General features: G+C 60.4%; 20 protein-coding genes. 15 read left to right on the plus strand and 5 right to left on the minus strand.

The features are described 5' to 3' along the window. Nucleotides 1-1,130 (plus strand): TonB-dependent receptor domain-containing protein (locus tag ACE3OH_RS08585; RefSeq protein ID WP_374350866.1); only part of this gene is annotated, 1,130 nt, incomplete at its 5' end. A 95-nt stretch (nucleotides 1,131-1,225) separates the two neighbouring features. On the opposite strand, the gene ACE3OH_RS08590 is transcribed toward ACE3OH_RS08585, so the two are convergent. From ACE3OH_RS08590 to ACE3OH_RS08600, 3 genes are read right to left on the minus strand one after another with little or no spacing between them, the layout of a single operon-like run. Continuing rightward, nucleotides 1,226-2,842, minus strand: coding sequence for an NAD+ synthase (locus ACE3OH_RS08590; RefSeq protein WP_374350869.1), 1,617 nt, complete (start codon nucleotides 2,840-2,842; stop codon nucleotides 1,226-1,228). Nucleotides 2,843-2,878: 36 nt separating this feature from the next. After that, nucleotides 2,879-3,595: an SAM-dependent methyltransferase gene (locus ACE3OH_RS08595; RefSeq protein WP_374350872.1), complete on the minus strand. Its 717-nt coding sequence runs from the start codon at nucleotides 3,593-3,595 to the stop codon at nucleotides 2,879-2,881. Next, nucleotides 3,592-4,176, minus strand: coding sequence for a Maf family nucleotide pyrophosphatase (locus ACE3OH_RS08600; protein WP_374350875.1), 585 nt, complete (start codon nucleotides 4,174-4,176; stop codon nucleotides 3,592-3,594). Before ACE3OH_RS08600 ends, ACE3OH_RS08595 begins: the two co-directional genes overlap by 4 nt. A gap of 164 nt (nucleotides 4,177-4,340) precedes the next feature. Between ACE3OH_RS08600 and ACE3OH_RS08605 the strand changes: the two genes are divergently transcribed. The 13 genes from ACE3OH_RS08605 to ACE3OH_RS08665 all read left to right on the plus strand — a co-directional run bounded on the left by ACE3OH_RS08605 (nucleotide 4,341) and on the right by ACE3OH_RS08665 (nucleotide 15,842). Next, complete coding sequence (locus ACE3OH_RS08605) at nucleotides 4,341-4,856, plus strand: DUF177 domain-containing protein (protein ID WP_374350878.1); 516 nt, start codon at nucleotides 4,341-4,343, stop codon at nucleotides 4,854-4,856. A gap of 36 nt (nucleotides 4,857-4,892) precedes the next feature. Continuing rightward, the gene (gene rpmF, locus ACE3OH_RS08610) at nucleotides 4,893-5,072 is read left to right on the plus strand and encodes a 50S ribosomal protein L32 (RefSeq protein WP_072428613.1); all 180 of its coding nucleotides are present in this window, start codon (nucleotides 4,893-4,895) and stop codon (nucleotides 5,070-5,072) included. Nucleotides 5,073-5,179: 107 nt separating this feature from the next. Next, a complete protein-coding gene (gene plsX / locus ACE3OH_RS08615) occupies nucleotides 5,180-6,223 on the plus strand; it encodes a phosphate acyltransferase PlsX (protein WP_374350880.1) in 1,044 nt (347 codons plus the stop codon). Nucleotides 6,224-6,339: 116 nt separating this feature from the next. After that, nucleotides 6,340-7,299 carry a beta-ketoacyl-ACP synthase III gene (locus ACE3OH_RS08620; RefSeq protein ID WP_374350883.1) on the plus strand — a complete coding sequence of 320 codons (960 nt, stop codon included), beginning with the start codon at nucleotides 6,340-6,342 and terminating at the stop codon, nucleotides 7,297-7,299. A gap of 112 nt (nucleotides 7,300-7,411) precedes the next feature. Continuing rightward, entirely contained in the window at nucleotides 7,412-8,047 is a 636-nt protein-coding gene (locus ACE3OH_RS08625; RefSeq protein ID WP_374350886.1) for a glutathione S-transferase family protein, read from the plus strand. A 10-nt stretch (nucleotides 8,048-8,057) separates the two neighbouring features. Further along, nucleotides 8,058-8,987, plus strand: a complete 930-nt coding sequence (gene fabD / locus ACE3OH_RS08630) for an ACP S-malonyltransferase (protein WP_374350889.1) — start codon at nucleotides 8,058-8,060, stop codon at nucleotides 8,985-8,987. Between the two features lie 108 nt (nucleotides 8,988-9,095). Further along, complete coding sequence (gene fabG, locus ACE3OH_RS08635) at nucleotides 9,096-9,839, plus strand: 3-oxoacyl-ACP reductase FabG (RefSeq protein ID WP_374350892.1); 744 nt, start codon at nucleotides 9,096-9,098, stop codon at nucleotides 9,837-9,839. A gap of 197 nt (nucleotides 9,840-10,036) precedes the next feature. Next, entirely contained in the window at nucleotides 10,037-10,276 is a 240-nt protein-coding gene (gene acpP / locus ACE3OH_RS08640; RefSeq protein ID WP_374350896.1) for an acyl carrier protein, read from the plus strand. A 181-nt stretch (nucleotides 10,277-10,457) separates the two neighbouring features. Then, nucleotides 10,458-11,705 carry a beta-ketoacyl-ACP synthase II gene (gene fabF / locus ACE3OH_RS08645; RefSeq protein ID WP_374350899.1) on the plus strand — a complete coding sequence of 416 codons (1,248 nt, stop codon included), beginning with the start codon at nucleotides 10,458-10,460 and terminating at the stop codon, nucleotides 11,703-11,705. 67 nt (nucleotides 11,706-11,772) lie between these two features. Continuing rightward, complete coding sequence (locus ACE3OH_RS08650; protein WP_374350901.1) at nucleotides 11,773-13,065, plus strand: aminodeoxychorismate synthase component I; 1,293 nt, start codon at nucleotides 11,773-11,775, stop codon at nucleotides 13,063-13,065. Continuing rightward, nucleotides 13,062-13,898, plus strand: coding sequence for an aminodeoxychorismate lyase (pabC, locus tag ACE3OH_RS08655; protein WP_374350904.1), 837 nt, complete (start codon nucleotides 13,062-13,064; stop codon nucleotides 13,896-13,898). The genes ACE3OH_RS08650 and pabC overlap by 4 nt, the downstream gene beginning before the upstream one ends. 371 nt (nucleotides 13,899-14,269) lie before the next feature. Further along, entirely contained in the window at nucleotides 14,270-15,043 is a 774-nt protein-coding gene (locus ACE3OH_RS08660; RefSeq protein ID WP_374350909.1) for a hypothetical protein, read from the plus strand. Between the two features lie 7 nt (nucleotides 15,044-15,050). Then, nucleotides 15,051-15,842, plus strand: a complete 792-nt coding sequence (locus ACE3OH_RS08665; protein WP_374350911.1) for a substrate-binding periplasmic protein — start codon at nucleotides 15,051-15,053, stop codon at nucleotides 15,840-15,842. A gap of 97 nt (nucleotides 15,843-15,939) precedes the next feature. Here ACE3OH_RS08665 and ACE3OH_RS08670 read toward each other — a convergent pair whose 3' ends face one another. Continuing rightward, nucleotides 15,940-16,116 (minus strand): hypothetical protein, encoded by a 177-nt coding sequence (locus tag ACE3OH_RS08670; protein ID WP_374350914.1) that lies wholly within the window; start codon nucleotides 16,114-16,116, stop codon nucleotides 15,940-15,942. A gap of 634 nt (nucleotides 16,117-16,750) precedes the next feature. Here ACE3OH_RS08670 and ACE3OH_RS08675 point away from each other — a divergent pair. Further along, complete coding sequence (locus ACE3OH_RS08675) at nucleotides 16,751-16,930, plus strand: hypothetical protein (RefSeq protein WP_374350916.1); 180 nt, start codon at nucleotides 16,751-16,753, stop codon at nucleotides 16,928-16,930. 66 nt (nucleotides 16,931-16,996) lie between these two features. On the opposite strand, the gene ACE3OH_RS08680 is transcribed toward ACE3OH_RS08675, so the two are convergent. Next, on the minus strand, nucleotides 16,997-17,572 hold a 576-nt coding region (locus ACE3OH_RS08680; RefSeq protein ID WP_374350917.1), incomplete at its 5' end, for a hypothetical protein.

Raw genomic sequence — 17,572 nt, forward strand, 5'->3', positions numbered from 1 at the left:
AATTGTCGCTGGCAGGCCGCTATGACAACTACAAAAACGACTTTGGTGTCAGTTTCAACAAATTCAGCCCGAAAGTCGGCTTGCGCTGGACGCCAAGCAAGTCTGTCTTGGTCCGCGCCTCTGCAGCGCAAGGCTTCCGCGCACCAACGCTATACGAAAACCTGCGACCTTTCACCACCGGCAACAACACAAATGGCGTGTACAGCGACCCGCTGCGCTGCCCGGACGGCAAGCCCAACCCGGCCGCAACATTCCCGGTCGACAAACGTCAAGATGAGTGCGAAGTGCAATTGCCCGCCTCCAACCAGGGCAATATGAACCTCAAGCCTGAAAAATCGACGCAATACTCGATGGGCCTGGTATTTGCACCAACAAACAGCTTCAGCGGTGCGATCGATTACTGGAATATCAGGATTGATGATTCGATCCAGCAATTCTCCGAGCAAACCATTATCCAGAACCCGACCCAATTTGCCGACAACTATTATCGCTTCGACCCGCGCAAAAATCCGGAATTGCTGAACAATCCGCGTGGCGTGAAAGGCCTGAATGACCCACGACTGATCAAGGGGAACGGCAACGTCGACTTCCCGCTTGCCTTTATCTACACCCCGCAAACCAATACAGCGCAATTTTTTGCATCGGGTATCGACCTGAATCTGAACTATCGATTCCGCATCGAGAACATCGGTGCGTTCAGTGTAAACTACGACGGCACCTATTTGCTCACTCACGGCTATCAATACCCGAATCTGCCCAAGGTTAGTGATAACGGCGTATATCAGGATTATGCCGTCGCTCCTCGTTATCGGCACTCCGCCACCTTGGTCTACAACCGTGGCTCATGGAGTGCTTCGCTGACGGATAATTTCACCCTGCATTATGTCGACTTTGCCGACAAGACCAAGAAGCAAGATCCTCGCGACGTTGCCTCGTATAACACCTGGGATGCGCAAGTTACCTGGCGTGGTATCAAAAACCTTGATCTCGGTCTCGGCATTCGCAATATTCTTGATCAAGACCCACCCTCCTCGCGTACTACTCAGAACTTCCAGACTGGTTATGACGCACAATTCACCAACCCGCTCGGCCGTACATTCTATGCACGCGCCAAGTACAAGTTCTGGTAATCGCAGGCCTTATCCGAGGCTGGCTGTTCAGCACCTGTCGTAACAGAAAAAGCCCCGCTCGCGGGGCTTTTCTTATTGCAACAGCGCGCAGCCAATCACGCCAAAAACCCATTGGTCACCGGATAGCGCCAATCCTTGCCAAATCCACGCGGAGTGATGCGGGCACCGATGGCGGCCTGGCGGCGTTTGTATTCGTTCACTTTCAATAACTTCACCACTCGCAGTACATCGGCCTCATTGAAGCCCGCGGCGATAATGTCGGCGATCGACTGGTTGCCTTCGACATAGCGGGCCATGATGGCGTCGAGGATGTCGTAAGGCGGCAGGCTGTCCTGGTCGACCTGGTTGTCGCGCAACTCGGCCGAGGGTGGACGGGTGATGATGCGCTCCGGAATGACATCTGACACCGTATTGCGGTAGCTGGACAGCCGGTACACCAGGGTCTTGGCAATATCCTTCAGCACGGCATAGCCACCCGCCATATCGCCATACAGGGTGGCGTAGCCAGTGGTCATCTCGCTCTTGTTGCCGGTGGTCAGCACCAGCCGGCCGGTCTTGTTCGACAGGGCCATCAGGATCACCCCGCGAATGCGCGATTGCAGGTTTTCCTCGGTGGTGTCGGCCGGCAAGCCGGCAAACTGCCCGGCCAGCGCACCGGTAAAGGCCTCATACATCGGCTCGATGCTGATCTCGTCGTACTGCACGCCGAGGCGGCGCACCATCTCGCGCGAGTCGTCGAGACTGATCTGCGCGGTGTAGCGCGAGGGCATCATCACTGCCCGCACCTTGTCGGCACCCAGTGCATCCACCGCGATTGCCAGGGTCAGGGCGGAATCGATGCCACCCGACAGGCCGATGATGGCGCCAGGAAAGCGATTCTTGAGCAGGTAATCACGGGTCGCCAGCACCAGCGCCTGATAGACCGTGGCGTCCTCGCTCAATGCTGGCGCGATCTGGCCGGCCAGCAGATCGCCATCGGCGAATTCGATGATCCGGGTAGCGGCTTCAAACATCGGCAGCTGCGCGACCACCTCACCCCGGCGATTCATGGCAAAGCTGCCGCCATCGAATACCAGCTCATCCTGCCCGCCCACCCAGTTGCAGTAGACGATGGGCAGTCCGGTTTCTTCGATACGCTGGCGGACGATTTCGTGGCGCACGCCTTCCTTGCCCAGATGGTAGGGCGAGGCATTGGGCACCAGCAGGATTTGTGCGCCCAGATCGGCCGCCTCGGCAGCCGGCTCGATATGCCAGATGTCCTCGCAGATCGGCACGCCGATGGTGACAATGCTGCCGTCGTGATTGCGTTGCTCGAATACACAGGGCGAGGCGCCGGGGCTGAAATAGCGGCATTCGTCGAACACTTCATTATTAGGCAGCACCAGCTTCTGGCCACGGCCCAGATAATTGCCGTCGCGCATCACCGTGACGGCATTGAAGCGCTCGTGGCCGATCTGCTGCGGGTGGCCGACGATCAGGGTGACATCGTCAGCGGCGTCGAGCAGCCGATCCAGCTGCACTTCGCAGGCGGCATAAAAGCTGGGGCGCAGCAGCAAATCTTCTGGCGGATAGCCGGCAATGCTTAGTTCCGGCACCAGCAACACATCGGCGCCATCGCGGCGTGCCGCTTCGATCAGCGCGATGATCCGGTCGGTATTGCCGACCAGATCGCCGACAGTGGCATTGAATTGGGCGAGGGCAATTTTCATCATGGGGCGTGGACCACGGAGATTCAGTTGGAAAGCCGGTTATTTGCCGGCATACAGCACAAACATGGCAGGGCGCTTTTTCAGGTCGGGGCGCGCATCAGTCTTCCACTGCGTCAAGGGGCGCGAGATCACCAACTCATCAGCCGTAGTCAGGTCGCGCGCCACAGTCAGCATGGTGGTGCCGCGACAAGCCTGCAACAGGGCATCGATCAGGGCGTCGTTGCGATACGGTGTTTCGATGAACAGCTGCGCTTCGTCCAGCCGCGCAGAATCGCGTTCCAGTTCGCGCAGCCGCTCGCTGCGCGGAGCCGCATCCACCGGCAAATAGCCATGGAAACGAAAGCGCTGACCGCTGGCTCCTGCCGCCATCAGGGCCAGCAAAATCGACGAAGGCCCGACCAGCGGCACCACCCGGATACCACGAGCATGAGCCAATCGAACCAGATTGGCGCCGGGGTCGGCAATGCCGGGGCAGCCGGCTTCGGATATCACGCCAACATCGTGACCGGCCAGCAAGGGCGCCAGCAAGGCCGCCAGCTCGGCCGGCTTGGTGTGCTCGTTCAAGTCCTGCATGACAAGCTCGCTGATTACCCGCTCCGGGCCATACAGCTTGAGAAAGCGACGGGCAGTCTTGGCGTTTTCCACCACCCAGTGCTGGATGCGATTGGCGGTGCCGCGCACATCAGCCGGCAGGATGGTGTCGAGCGAGCCTTCGCCCAGCGGGGCGGGAACCAGATAAAGCGTGCCGTAACTCATAACAGGGCATAGCCTTCGCGACGCAGCATATGGCAGAGCTCGATCAGCGGCAGGCCGATGATGGCGGCCGGATCGCTACCCTGCATGCTGGCGATCATCGCCACACCCAGCCCTTCGGTCTTGGCACTGCCGGCGCAGTCATAAGGCTGCTCGCGCTGCAGATAGCGATCGATTTCGGCATCGCTGTAGTCGCGCATGGTCACCTGCCAGGGCACCACGCATTGCTGGGTGTGGCCACTGGCGGCATTGTGCAAAGCCAGCGCGGTATGAAACACGATGGTCTGGCCGCGCATGGCGCGCAATTGCACCACTGCGCGCTCGTAGTTGCCGGGCTTGCCGAGCTGCTCGCCATGCAGCAGCGCCACTTGATCCGAGCCGATGATCAGTGCACCCGGAAAGCGCTGCGCTAGCGATTGCGCCTTCAGGCAAGCCAGGCGTGAAGCGGTAGCAGCGGCGGATTCGCCCGCCAGCGGGGTCTCATCACAATCAGGGGCTGCCACTTCAAACGGCAAGCCCAGGCGCTCGAGCAATTCGCGGCGATAGCGGGAGGTGGAACCAAGCACCAAGGAAGGTTGAACCATTGCAAGAATCCAACGCAGCAGCGCCGCCGGGAAGGCCGGCCATGCCGCGAGTTTGTAATTGATTTGAAAGCACAATTCGCTCACCGCCATGGCCGCGTCGCTTAGCGCGGCGCGACGGTTTTTGTTTGACGGGAGCGGAGGCAAAAGTATATCATCCGTCGTTTATGTCCGACCTCATCTTTGACAACGGCGAGTTTGCCCGGCAACAAAAGACCCTGCATGGCGAGCTGGCCCTGGCCGACTTACCCAGGGTAGCCGGCGAAGTGCTGGCGGGTGGCCCGGTGCAGTTTGCGCTGGCAGGCGGTAGCGATCATTACAAGCGCTTGACGCTGGATTTGAGCCTGAAAGGCCATTTCGAGCTCAGCTGCCGACGCTGCCTTAAACCGATGCCATTCGAGCTCGATGTCGCCAGCCGCTTCACCCTGTTCGCTGATGAAGCGCGAATGGATGAAGCAGAGGCCGATGATGAGGATCTGGAAGGTTTGCTGTTCGAACGTGCGTTCGACCCAATGAACCTGGTAGAGGACGAGATTTTACTGTCGTTGCCGTTTGCACCGGCGCACGATTCGTGCGAATCCGACGCGGCAGCAGCGCCAGACGCGGGCAGTACGCCGCAAAAGCCGAACCCGTTTGCCGTGCTGGCGGAGCTAAAAGGCAAGTTGAAGCGCGGCGAGCAATAGTTTTACATTTCAAAAGTTTGATCCAGGAGCACTACCATGGCCGTTCAACAGAACAAAAAATCCCCGTCCAAGCGCGGCATGCATCGCGCTCACGACTTCCTCACCGCACCAGCTCTGGCCATCGAGCCAAGCACCGGTGAAGCTCACCTGCGTCACCACATCAGCCCGAACGGTTTTTACCGTGGCCGTCGTGTGGTCAAGGCCAAGGGCGAGTAATTGCCCGCTTGTCCTGATGCAGGTGTATAAAAGGCGCGCTCTTTCAGAGTGCGCCTTTTTTCTTTCAAGCAAGCGCTTGAGACTAGTGGAACAAGAAACTCATCGACATGGAAATCACTGTCGCAATTGATGCGATGGGTGGCGATCACGGCGTGCATGTCACCGTGCCGGCCGCCCTGAAATTCCTCAAAGCGCATCCCGACGTCAATGTCGTGCTGGTAGGTCTGCAGGATGCCATCGAGGCCGAACTGAAAGCGCGCCACGCCCACACCGGCCCGCGCCTGCGCATCCACGCCGCCAGCGAAGTGGTGGCCATGGATGAAGCGCCACAACTGGCGCTGAAGAACAAAAAAGATTCATCGATGCGGGTGGCGATCAATCTGGTGAAAAGCGGTGAAGCCCATGCCTGCGTGTCGGCCGGCAATACCGGCGCCCTGATGGCCACCGCGCGTTTCGTGCTGAAAATGCTGCCAGGCATCGAGCGGCCCGCCATCGCCAAGATGATGCCGACCATGCGCGGCAGCAGCTGCGTGCTGGATCTGGGCGCCAATGTCGACTGCACGCCCGAGCAGCTGTACCAGTTCGGCGTGATGGGCGCCATGCTGTACGGCGCCCTGCGCCAGGTCGACCACCCCAGCGTGGGCCTGCTCAATGTTGGCTCGGAAGACATCAAGGGCAATGGCGCCGTCAAGGAAGCCGCCGAACTGCTACGCGCTTCCAAGCTGAATTTCTACGGCAATGTGGAAGGCAACGATATCTACAAGGGCACCGTCAATGTGGTGGTGTGCGACGGCTTCACCGGCAATGTGGCACTCAAGACCAGCGAAGGCCTGGCCAAGATGCTCAGCCAGTTTTTGCGCGAGGAATTCTTCAAAAGCTGGTGGCGCAAGCTGATTGCCGTGGTGGCCGCACCAGTGCTGCTGAGCTTCAAGCACCGCATGGATCCGCGCCGCTACAACGGCGCCAGCCTGCTGGGCCTGCGTGGCATCGTGGTGAAAAGCCATGGCGGTGCCGACCGCTTCGCCTTTTTCTGTGCGCTGGAGCAAGCGCTGGAAGAAGCACGCTCCGGCGTACTGCGCCGCATCAGCGACAGCATGAGCGAGCCGGGCCACCAACAAAAGAGTTCACAGGCCGATCCACTGGACGCCTGAGACAGCAATACCCGCACTACCTCGTAGCAAACAATTGACCGGCCGGCCAATGAGCCGACCGGCATTACCCAAGCGAGGCTGCCGTGCCGTTGACGCGGTAGCCGATGGAGAGAGCCTTGTTGTATTCCCGCATAGCAGGGACGGGCAGCTATTTGCCCGCCCGGATACTCAGCAACGCCGAGCTGGCGCAGCGCGTCGATACTTCCGACGAGTGGATAGTCAGCCGCACCGGCATCCGCGAACGACGCATTGCTGCCGCAGACGAGATGACCAGCGACCTGGCCCTGCACGCCAGCCAGCAGGCAATGCAGCAGGCTGGTGTAACAGCCGACCAGCTCGACCTGATCATCGTCGCCACCAGCACACCCGATGTGATCTTCCCGTCCACCGCCTGCATCCTGCAGGAAAAACTCGGTGCCTACGGCTGCCCGGCTTTCGATGTGCAGGCGGTTTGCGCCGGCTTTGTCTACGCACTGACCACCGCCGACCAATATATCCGCACCGGCATGGCCAAGACGGTACTGGTGGTCGGGGCGGAAGCCTTTTCGCGCATTCTCGACTGGAGCGATCGCGCCACCTGCGTACTGTTTGGCGATGGCGCCGGCGCAGTGGTACTGAAAGCCTCGAACGAGCCGGGCATTGTCGCCTGCAAGCTCAAGGCCGACGGCCGCTTCCGGCATATCCTGACCACGCCGGGCAATGTGGCCCATGGCCAGCTGCAGGGACAGCCCTTCCTCAAGATGGACGGCCCGGCGGTGTATAAATTCGCGGTAAAGGCCCTGGCCGAGCTGGCATCGGAAATCCTGGATCAGGCCGGCCTGCCGCAATCAGCACTGGACTGGCTGGTGCCACACCAGGCCAATGTGCGCATTATCGAATCCACCGCCAAGCACTTGGGCCTGAGCATGGACAAGGTGGTCCTGACCCTGGCACGGCATGGCAATACCTCGGCCGCTTCGATCCCACTGGCACTCGACGAAGCCGCCCGCGCCGGTCGCTTTGCGCCAGGGGAATTGCTGATGCTCGAAGGCATAGGCGGTGGCTTTGCCTGGGGTGCGGTACTGCTGCGCTGGTAAATGTCGCAGCACTAAAGTCAAACAAGCGCCTGCTTGCTAGCGATTGGCTGGCGTTGGCGGTAATATCCGCGCCTAATTTCCGCAAACGTCGCCGAACGGTAATAAATTCGCCATGTTCAAACTATCTGGAATGCCGCTTTCCAACTATCACAACAAGGTCAAGCTGGCCTTGCTGGAAAAAGGCATCGCTTTCGAGGAAGTGCTGGCGCGCCCGTCGCAGGATGCCGACTATCTGGCGCTGTGTCCAACCGGCAAGGTGCCGTATTTCGAAGTGGATGGCGGGCGCTTTTGCGAATCGCAAGCCGCGCTGGAATACCTGGAAGAGTGCTACCCGACCCCGCCGCTGCTGCCGGCCGATGCGCTGGCGCGCGCCAAGGTGCGCGAGCTGATCCATGTGTTCGAGCAGGATATCGAACTGGTGGCGCGTCGCATGTTGCCGCATGCGCTGTTCGGCGCACCGCTCAATGAAGGCGTCTGGGATGAAGTGGCGCGCCAGCTCGATCGCGGTCTGGCGTCGTTCCGCCGCATCGCCCGCTTTGCTCCCTATGTGGCCGGCGACGCCTTTACCATGGCCGACTGCGCCATTGCCATGCATATCCCGCTGGTCACGCGCATTACCCAGATCGTCTACCAGCGCGACTGGTTTGCCGATCTGCCGGTTGAAGCCTACCTGGCCCAGATGAAACAGCGCCCCGCCTATCAGCAGGTGCGCGCCGACCTAGAAGCAGCGCGTGCTGCACAGTCCTGAGACCCATCCAATGACATTCGCCTTTGTTTTCCCCGGCCAGGGTTCGCAGTCGGTCGGCATGCTCGATGCCTTTGCCAAGCTGCCCGAGGTGCAAGCCACCCTGGCAGAGGCCAGTGAAGCGCTGGGCCAGGATATCGGCGCATTGATCGCCAGCGGCCCGAAAGAATTGCTCGATGCCACCGTCAACACCCAGCCGGTGATGCTGGTGGCGGGCGTAGCCGTTTACCGTGCCTGGAAGGCGCAAGGCGGTGCCGAGCCGGCCATGCTGGCAGGCCACAGCCTTGGTGAATACTCGGCGCTAGTGGCTGCCGGTGCACTGGATTTCAAGGATGCGGTTCGGCTGGTGCGCCTGCGCGCGCAAGCCATGCAGTCGGCGGTGCCGGAAGGCGAAGGGGCCATGGCGGCGATTCTCGGGCTGGACGATGACAATATCCGCGCCGCCTGTGCCGAAGCAGCGCAAGGCGAGGTAGTCGAGCCGGTCAATTTCAACACGCCCGGCCAGGTGGTGATTGCCGGCAGCAAGGCCGCGGTACTGCGTGCCGGCGAGGCGTGCAAGGCACGCGGTGCCAAGCGCGCCCTGCCCTTGCCGGTTTCGGTGCCCTCGCACTGTGCGCTGATGCGGCCTGCGGCCGAGCAGCTGGCCGCCGCACTGGCAGGCATCGAGATCAAAACGCCGCGCATTGCCGTGATCCACAATGCCGATGTGGCAGCCTACAGCGAGCCAGACCAGATTCGCGCCGCCCTGGCACGCCAGCTGTATAGTCCGGTGCGCTGGGTAGAAACCGTGCAGAAGCTGTCAAGCGAGGGCATAACCGTGGTGGCGGAATGCGGCCCCGGCAAGGTGCTGGCCGGCATGAGCAAGCGCATTGTCGACAGCCTGCAGTCGGTCGCCCTGACCGAGCCCGCCCAATTCGAGGCGCTCAAGGCGCTGCTTGCCTGAAACACTGAATTGCTCGACGCACAGATAGTGCGGCGGCTAGATGCATGTAATGCTGCGAAACCCTCAACCGTGTTGACTGGCGGTTTGCGGCAAACCGGAGAAGCAAAGATGTCCTTGCAAGGTAAAGTCGCCCTGGTGACAGGCGCATCACGCGGCATCGGTCGCGCTATCGCCGAAACCCTGGTGCGCGACGGCGCTACCGTGATCGGCACCGCCACCAGCGAAAGCGGTGCAGCCGCCATCACTACTTATTTGCAGGAACTGGGCGTCAAGGGCGCCGGCCTCGCGCTCGATGTGAACGACGCAGCGGCCGTCGACGCCGCCCTGGCGCAGATCGAAAAAGACCACGGCGCCATTGCCATCTTGGTCAACAACGCCGGCATTACCCGCGATGGCCTGCTGATGCGCATGAAGGAAGACGACTGGGATGCGGTGATGGATACCAATCTGCGCTCGGTGTTCCGCCTGTCCAAGGCGGTGCTGCGCGGCATGATGAAGGCGCGCTGGGGCCGCATCGTCAGCATCGCATCCGTAGTGGGCAGCCTAGGCTCGGCCGGTCAGACCAATTACGCGGCGGCCAAGGCCGGCATGATGGGTTTTACCCGTTCGCTGGCCCGCGAAGTGGGCAGCCGCAATATCACGGTGAATTGCGTGGCACCGGGCTTTATTGACACCGATATGACCGCCAGCCTGCCGGAAGAATACAAGGCCAAGTTGATCGCACAGATCTCGCTGGAGCGTCTTGGCCAGCCGCAAGAAATCGCCGATGCCGTCGCCTTTCTGGCCAGCGATAAGGCAAGCTACATCACTGGCAATACCCTGCACGTGAATGGCGGCATGTATATGAACTGACCTGGCGCCTGAACGCGCATGCTCAGTATCGTTACAGCAAAACAGTATGAGCTTGGCCCTGTCCGGACCATCCGGTTGGCGGCCCAGCTTCTTGTGAATCAGGCTCGCTTAGAGTTTGGCTTTTGAGTTTGCACCCGGTTTTTTTGTTAGAATGCGGGCGCTTTTGACCATCCAATATGAAAGGTGTGGGTTCAAGAATGGAAAACATCGAACAACGCGTGAAGAAGATCGTCGCCGAGCAACTGGGCGTCAACGAAGCCGATATCAAGATCGATTCGTCCTTTGTTGAAGACCTTGGCGCTGACTCGCTCGACACCGTTGAGCTCGTGATGGCACTGGAAGAAGAGTTCGAGTGCGAAATTCCGGATGAAGAAGCGGAAAAGATCACCAATGTTCAGCAGGCTATCGACTACGTCAAAGGCCACGTCAGCAAGTAATGCGCGCTTGGCCGGCTAACGCAGCCCTCGGGTTGCGCGCCTGAATGAATCTACAAGGCCCCCGCGCGAGCAATCGCGCCGGGGTCTTGTCGTATCCGGATTCCGATTTGAGCAGGCGCTTGTTTGACTTGTCATGCAAGCCCCGTAGGCTGTCGGAATCGTCGTAGACAGGAACAACACCATGTCCAAACGCAGAGTAGTCGTCACGGGCCTTGGCCATATTTCTCCGGTAGGCAATGATGTTGCCACCGGCTGGGCCAATCTGCTGGCTGGCCAGTCCGGCATCAGTCGGATCACCCGCTTCGACCCATCCGATCTGGCCTGCCAGATCGCCGGCGAAGTGCGCGGTTTCGATGTCACCCAATATATTTCGGCCAAGGATGCACGCCGTATGGATACCTTTATCCATTACGGCATTGCCGCCGCCTTCCAGGCGATTGCCGACGCCGGCCTTGATGACGCAGTCGGCCTCGATATGGAACGCATCGGCGTCAATATCGGCTCCGGCATCGGTGGCCTGCCGCTGATCGAAGAGACCGTGATCGCCATGCATGAAGGCGGCCCGCGCAAGATCGGCCCTTTCTTCATTCCCGGCTCGCTGTCCAATATGATCGCCGGCCATGTGTCGATCATGAAGGGCTACAAGGGCCTGAGCTACGGCATTGTCTCCGCCTGTACCACCGCCACCCATTCGATTGGCGATGCAGCGCGCACCATCCAGTATGGCGATGCCGATGTGATGGTTGCCGGCGGCTCGGAATGTGCCATCGCCCGTATCGGCATCGGTGGCTTTGCCGCCATGCGTGCCCTGTCCACCCGCAATGACGACCCAGCCACCGCCAGCCGCCCCTGGGACAAAGGCCGCGACGGATTCGTGATGGGTGAAGGTGCCGGTGTGCTGGTACTAGAAGAGTACGAACACGCCAAGGCACGCGGCGCCCGCATCTATGCCGAGGTGGCCGGTTTCGGCGTGAGCAGTGATGCCCACCATATGACCGCGCCGTGTGAAGACGGCGATGGCGCCGCGCGCGGCATGATCAATGCGCTGCGTGATGCACGTATCAACCCGGACGAGGTCGACTATATCAATGCCCACGGCACCTCGACACCGCTGGGCGATGTGGCGGAAACCCTTGCAGTGAAGCGCTGCTTCGGCGAGCACGCCAAAAAACTGGCGATGAATTCGACCAAGTCGATGACCGGCCATTTGCTCGGCGGCGCCGGCGGCATCGAGGCGGTTTATACGGTACTGGCCCTTTATCACCAGAAGAGCCCGCCCACCATCAATCTGTTCGAGCAGGATGTGGAAGGCGGCTGCGATCTCGATTACGTGGCCAATACTGCCCGCGATATGAAGATCGACGTGGCGATCTCCAATTCCTTCGGCTTTGGCGGCACCAACGGCACGGCTGTGTTCAAGCGAATCTAAGTTTCCACCCTTGCCAAGCCCAACGCCGCGCGGGAGACTGCGCGGCGTTTTCTTTGAAGTGACGCCCATGCTCAGCGAAACCCTTGCCACCGTCCCCGATCTGCTCGCCCTGGCAGCCTCGCACCCTGCCGAGTTTCCCTATCTGCTGCAATCGGCTGGCGAGCAGGGCTGGGACATCCTGTTTGCGCTGCCAGAGTCGATCCGCGTGTATGGCGCAGGCGAAGGCCGCGCCCTATTTGCCGATCTGGCGGCCATCAAGGTAGCGCCACGGCCCAATGGCAGCGATCTGCCGTTCAGTGGCGGCTGGTTCTGCTATCTGGGTTATGAATGGCTGGAAACCCTGGAGCCCAGCGTTGCAGCACGCCGCGACGACGGATTTCCGCTTGGTTTGCTGGCACGGGTGCCGGCAGCCATCATCGTCGAGCGCAGCTCCGGGCAGGCCAGGACGGTCGCCGAAACTGCGCAGCAGATGGCACGCCTGCGCAATCTGCAGGCCATTGAATTCACGCCGAAGCCGATCAGCCTGACTTCCTTGGGCGAGGACGCGCCGGAGGCCTTCCTGGACGGTACCCGTCGCTGCAAGGACTATATCCGCGATGGCGATGTGTTCCAGGTCAATCTGTCGCGAGGCTGGGATGCACGCCTTGCCGATGGCGCCGGGCCGCTCGATCTGTTTGCCCGCTTGCGTCTGGCCAACCCTGCACCCTTCTCGGCCTATGTCGATCTCGGGCTGGGCCGGGCCATTGTCAGTTCCTCCCCGGAGCGGCTGGTGCAGATCGACCCGTCAGGGCGGGTGCTGACCCGGCCGATCGCCGGCACCCATCCCCGCGCCAGCGACCCGGAGGAAGACGCGGCGCAAAAGCAGCGCCTGATCGCCTCCAGCAAGGAGCGGGCCGAGCACATCATGCTGATCGATCTGGAGCGCAATGATCTGGGCCGCATTGCCGAGCCCGGCACGGTCAAGGTCGATGCGCTGATGGAGGTCACCACCTACAGCTATGTGCACCATATCGAGTCCACCGTCAGCTGCCAGATCCGCCCCGGCCTGAATGTTGCCGAAGTGCTGCGCGCCCTGTTCCCCGGCGGCACCATTACCGGCTGCCCGAAAGTGCGCTGCATGCAGATCATCCGCGAGCTAGAGGACCGGCCGCGCCGCGCCTATACCGGCAGCCTCGGCTATATCAACCGCGATGGCACGCTGGACATGAATATCCTGATCCGCACCTTTATGCAGGATGGTGATGCACTCTACTTCCGCGCCGGCGCCGGCATCGTGACCGACAGCGATGCCGAGCGCGAGCTGAACGAAACCCGCGCCAAGGCACGCGGCCTGCTGCGCGCCTTGGGTGTCGCCGCGTGAACAGCCTGGTCAATGGCCGGCCGGCCGGCCAGATATCGGTAAGCGACCGTGGCCTGGCCTATGGCGATGGTGTCTTTCGCACCATCCGCTGCGAAGCCGGCCGCCTGCTGCTGTGGCCGCGCCACTATGCCAAGCTGGCAGCCGATTGCGCCGCCCTCGGCATCACCTGCCCGGCAGAAGCGCTGCTATTGGCCGATATTGCCCATCTGGACGCCGTCGATGGCGTGATCAAGATCATCGTCAGCCGTGGCGAAAGCCAGCGCGGCTACGCCTGCGTGACCGGAGCCCCCGTCACGCGCATCGTGCAGCTATCCGCCCTGCCCGCCTATTCCGAAAGCCTTTATTCCGATGGCGCCGTGGTGCGCCTGTGTGACTGGCCGCTGAGCATCCAGCCCGGCCTCGCCGGTATCAAGCACCTGAACCGCCTCGATCAGGTGATGGCGCGCCGCGAATGGACGGATACGGCGATTTTCGACGGCCTGATGTGCAATGGCCGGGGCGAGCTGGTGGAAGGCGTCATCAGCAATTTATTCCTGCTGCAGGACGGCTGCCTGCACACCCACCCCCTGCACGACTGCGGCGTGGCCGGCGTGGCACGCCAGCTATTGCTCGAGCTGGCACCCGGCCAGGGCCTGAATGTGCAACGACGGGCCTTGCACCTGGATGATCTGCAATCTGCCGACGCGGTATTGCTCAGCAATAGCCTGGCCGGGATCGTGCCGGTAAGTCGCCTGGGCGATATGCACTGGCCGCTTACACCGCAACTCACTGCGTTGCGACTGCAATGGTTACAGGCAAGCCGGCGCGAATGGCTGGCAGCAAAACCGGTCTGATACGTGCGCGGCAGCTGCGCCGCCGAACTTGCCTGCCCAACACCACGGCCATGCAAAATTCCGGAATCCTGTGCTGCCAGCAACTATGCTCCTTGGGGTGAACACTGCCCGGCGTGCCGTTGAGGCAGCGCTGAACGGATCACCCGACGCTCAATAGCGGGGCTCACCCGCCGAGGCGGCGAGGCGCAATAAGCAAGACTCAATGGCTTAGCCGCGATCGCCTGGGCACCGGGCATCCCGGCGCCGGCTGCGAGGGTTGAATACCCGTTTCGGCCAGCGCTTCTCCAGGACGGGCGCAAGGCGTTTCCGGCAACGCGAGACGCAATCTTGACGGACGGTTCACGTGCATGAGCATCAGAAGTGGAGTAACCATGCGCATTTCCCGACTGCTGTTGGCCATGCTGATTTCCGTTCCTGCCTTGGCCGAACCCAAGCCGGCTACGGTCAAGCTCTGCCAGGGGGATCAGGAAAGCGGTGCATGGGTCTCCAAAGACCGGCCTTCCTATGTTTCGCTGATGATCAAGATGGCTACCGAGCCGCTGGGGGCGCATGTCGTTCTGGCGGTCAAACCGTGGAAGCGCTGCCTGTCGGAATTACAAAACAATGTGGTGGATGGCGTGGTGAACATCAGCTACCTGCCAGAGCGTGAGGCCATCGGCGTGTTTCCCGTTAGCAGCGGGCAAGCAGACCAGAGCCGGCGCATGCATAAAGCCAGTTACTCGCTATACCGCCTCAAGGACAGTGCAATCGCCTGGAATGGCAAACAATTCAGCCATGTTTCAGGCACGATTGGTGCCCAGAACAGCTTTTCCATCGTCACCCAGCTGCGTGACGCCGGCCTGAAGGTGGATGACTCGACCAAGAGCGCGGAAGACCTGATGCGCTATCTGACCTTGGGCAATTTCGAGGCGATTGCCTTGCATACCAATAGCGGTGACCTGATCCTGGCGCAACGGCCGGAATTAGCCGCCCTGGTCGAACGCCTGCCGGTGCCCTTGGCAGAAAAGTCCTATTACCTGGTATTTTCAAAGAGCTTTTACAAGCGCTACCCGCAATTTGCCAATCATGTGTGGGACCGCATCGCCACGGTGCGTGATTCAGCCGAATTCAACCGTCAATTCAACGAGCTGCAGAACAAACCCTGAGCCGGATATGAATATCATGGGCAAGAAAACGGTAATCCATGCAGACCATCGTTGCGGGCGATCATGGCTGATCCGTACCGTACAAACGCTCGCACTTGCCGGCCTGATCAGCCTGTGCCGGGCCGAAACCATCGTGCTGGGCGCAGAAGATGACTGGCTGCCTTTCTCGGGGATTATTGATGGCCAGGCACGTGGCTTTGCTGTCGATGTGGTTCGTGAGGCCTATCAGGCAGCCGGTATCGAGGTGCAGTTTGAATCGCTACCGTATGCGCGCTGTATGGCGGAAAGCAAGGCCGGAAAAATACTCGGCTGCTTCGATGCCGCCCGCAACAGCCTGCTTGAGCCGCATTACCTGTGGCATGCCCGCCCGCTATTCACCGCCCGGATCAATATCTATGCCTTGAATAGTTCCAACGATGCAGACCTGACACCGAAAGATCTGGAAAAACAGGAAGTCGGTGTGACCAATGGTTATGAATATGGCGAAGCATTCGACACCAATCCGCTGATCGTGCGCAGCGTGTCCAATCAGGATATCCAGGGTTTTCGCAAGCTGGTCGCTGGTCGGGTCAAATATATGGTGGCGTATGAGAAAGTCACCGACTATCTGCTGCGACGCTACCCCGCCATTGCCGGGCGCTTCAAAGCTGTTGGCATGACGGCAGAACCCGCGCTGTATATCGCTTTTTCGCGCCACTTCCCGCGATCAGCCTACTATGTCGACAGATTCAATAGCGGACTTGATTTGATCACCAAGAATGGCCGTTACAAGGCCATTGAATCGAAATGGTTCCCCTGAGCGCCGCCATCTTTGCACTGGCACTTCCAGTGCTGGCGATGCGACTCGCCCTAATAAAAAAGGCTGCAATTGCAGCCTTTTTGCTTGGAACCTGAAATCAGGCCTTCTTGGCAGCCTTGTGGGCCTTATGTGCCTTGTGAGCCTTGTGGTGAACCTTCTTGTGATGTTTTTGTGCCTTGGCTGGCTTTTCAGCAGGGGCATCTGCGGCAAACGCAGGGCTCATGGCGACACCGGCGGCGATCAGGGCAGCGGCAACAGTCTTGAAAATGGTCATGGCGATACTCCTTTGTTGTTCAGGTGGAAAACCCACAAGGTGATTAACGCACCATGTTCATTCCGGCTGACACGATATGGCGACAATTTTTAACAAGCCGGCAAGAAAATACACACCGCCAGAGAAAACACCGGTGAATCAGCAACTTGGAAAACCATTGCACACATCAACTTGTCGCGACCATGCCAGCAACGCTGGAAAGTCTCTCGCCCCACGTACTCGTCAGCCTTGCCGGCGCAGTTGTTGCGGGCACTCGGCGGTATCCGGCCACCGACTATCGTGGCAGCCAGCAAAGCCGCGCGAGTATTGCCGCGCCCCGATGCCGATTACCAGCGATATGCCGCATGATCCCGAGCCGGCAATCGTGGTTGCACAGCTCGCAGCAGAGTGCGGTCACTGCGGCTCGTCGTCCGTCAAATAATCGCGAGGCGATCGCGCCCCGAAATTCGCCATGATCAAATAATGCAGGCAAATCGCGTAAATCGATTTGTCTTCACTTCGCACACTTCCGGCCAGGCAAATTGCCCCTGACGATCAAATAAACGTTGTAAATACCGCATTTTCCCCAATATGGGGGATGTAGACATATAGGTGGATTGCTAGATTGCCTTACCCCAATCCATTTCATTTGGCCATGACCAGCCCGGAATATTCAACCCAGCGCGAGCAGGTGCAAAGAATCGATCAGTTGTGCGCTGAGATCGACGAAGCCATTGCTGCCGCCAAAGAGGCCTTGCGTCGCTCGCGGTGTTTTCTGGCCGAGACCGATGAACGGGTGCAGGCCAATGCACCCATTCCGCTCGACGCAGGCTGAGCGTGTTCATTCAGCCTGCCGCCCCGACCGGCACAACGCGCCTTCCGCGCCGGCCTCATCGTTTGATCAGTCCACCTGCTCGACCGCCATCAGTACCACGCCCTGCCCGCCATTCAGACCACGCGCAATCACCGAATACGCGCCTTCCGGCAGCTGCTGCAAGATAGCCGATTCATCGGCATTGGCCGGCGCCATGCCGGTTGCGTGAATCGCGGCAAGATTGGGCGCATTGCCCAAGCCGGCATTGCTGGAAATCAGGGCGCCCCTGGCATCACGCAATTCCAGCATCGGCCTCGCAAGTACACCACTGACGCCGGCCTGCGCCAGTGAGGGGCCGCGTGCAGTCAACAGCACATTCTTGCTGCCACCAACGATGATAAAACCGGCAATCACCACATTGTCGCCCGCACCGACATCGCCACGGAACGACAGATTGATCACACTGCCGGTTTCCTGCGGGTTGACCACGGTATCAACAGCCAGGAGACCCACGCCGGTCGAGCCATTGACGCCTTCCATCACCGCCGAATAGGCCCCGGCCGGCAAGGTCAGCAGTAGCGCGCTTTCGCGCGCATCGGTCGGCAGGCCTTCGACCCGCCCCGCCACCGGACTATTGTCACCGACGCCGATATTGTCATTGCT

This window comes from Chitinimonas sp., assembly GCF_041904975.1.
In the GTDB taxonomy this organism is placed as follows: domain Bacteria; phylum Pseudomonadota; class Gammaproteobacteria; order Burkholderiales; family Chitinimonadaceae; genus Chitinimonas.